The organism is Polaromonas sp. P1_G2 (assembly GCF_056405515.1).
In genome coordinates this window covers 1-446 of the sequence record NZ_JBFUBY010001177.1, presented here as the reverse complement: position 1 = coordinate 446, position 446 = coordinate 1, and the positions used below count along the sequence as shown (strand labels likewise).

General features: G+C 57.6%; 1 pseudogene. It reads right to left on the bottom strand.

Annotation, left to right across the window (positions count from 1 at the left end):
* Nucleotides 1-401, bottom strand: a pseudogene (locus AC1D0P_RS29645) (hypothetical protein); the annotation flags it as partial.
* Between the last annotated feature and the right edge of the window lie 45 nt (nucleotides 402-446).

The following is a 446-nucleotide window of genomic DNA, read 5'->3' as shown; positions in this document are numbered from 1 at the left end:
GCCTTGAAGGCATCGATGCTGGCGGCGGGGAAGGTGTCAAACTGCTTCGCCGGAATTTCGCGTTCACACATTTCGGCGATGAAGCCGGCAACGGTCCGCTTGGCTTCTTCCATCGGTACGCCAGCGGCAGACCCACGCCGCATGCAATGGTCGCAGAAACAGAGCGAGAGCAGGAAATCATCCTCGTCGTTCAGTCCCACGCCATCCTTCTCATGATGGTATTCATGGGCGAAACCCATGAAATTCGGGCTTTCGAGCTCCAGCATGTCAGGCTTGTAATGTGTCGTTACGTCCTTCACCAGGGTCACGACATAGTCGCGCGCCTCCGGACTGGACGGGCAGAGATTGTAATAGTTCGGATTGCCGAAGGCGTTGCGGGTGACGTGGTTCGAATGCAGCATGCCGAGCCGCGTATTGTGGAGGCACACCGTCCAGCAGGACACGTT